The following is a 708-nucleotide window of genomic DNA, read 5'->3' on the forward strand; positions in this document are numbered from 1 at the left end:
CCGCGCGGAGTGGGCGCGGCGGCACAGCGTGCACACCGCCGACGCCCTGGCGTGGGCGCTGCACCGGTCGGGCCGCGACGAGGAGGCGCTCCGGTACGCCCGCCGGGCCACCGCCACCGGCTACCGCAGCGCCGCGTTCCTCCACCACCGGGGCATGATCGAGCGGGCCGTCGGCGACCACCGGGCCGCCCGCGCCTCCCTCACCGCCGCGCTGCGGCTGAACCCCGGGTTCTCCCCGCTCGGCGCGCGGGAAGCGAAGGCGGCGCTGAAGGATCTGGAGGCGGGGCGGTGAGCCCGGGCCGTTCCGTCGCCGCGGGCGCCGCCGTCCTGACCGCCGTCGGCGCGTTCGTCCTCGCCCCCGCCCCGGCGGCGAGCGCGCACCCGCTGGGCAACTTCACCGTCAACCGCTACGACGGACTGGTCGCCGCGCCGGGTGAGCTGCGGGTGCGTCACGTCGAGGACCTCGCCGAGATCCCGGCCACGCAGGCCGGCCCGGACATCGAGCGGCGGGGCGGGCCGGACGCCTGGGCCCGGGACCGCTGTTCTGAGGCCGCCCGGGACAGCGAGGTCCGTGTCGACGGACGCGCGGTGCCGCTCAGCGTCGACGGCAGCCGGGCCCGGGTGCGGCCCGGGCAGGCGGGGCTGGACACCCTGCGCGTGGAGTGCCGGCTGACCGCACCGCTGCCCGACGAGGGCCCCGCGCGCGTC

Annotated in this window: 2 pseudogenes; both read left to right on the forward strand. The window is 79.4% G+C overall.

The features are described 5' to 3' along the window. A pseudogene (locus tag G3I53_RS01545) lies at window positions 1-292 on the forward strand (hypothetical protein); the annotation flags it as partial. Further along, window positions 289-708: pseudogene (locus G3I53_RS01550) on the forward strand (nickel transporter); the annotation flags it as partial. The pseudogenes G3I53_RS01545 and G3I53_RS01550, both read left to right, overlap by 4 nt.

Source organism: Streptomyces sp. SID14436, assembly GCF_010548465.1.
Taxonomy (GTDB): Bacteria; Actinomycetota; Actinomycetes; order Streptomycetales; family Streptomycetaceae; genus Streptomyces.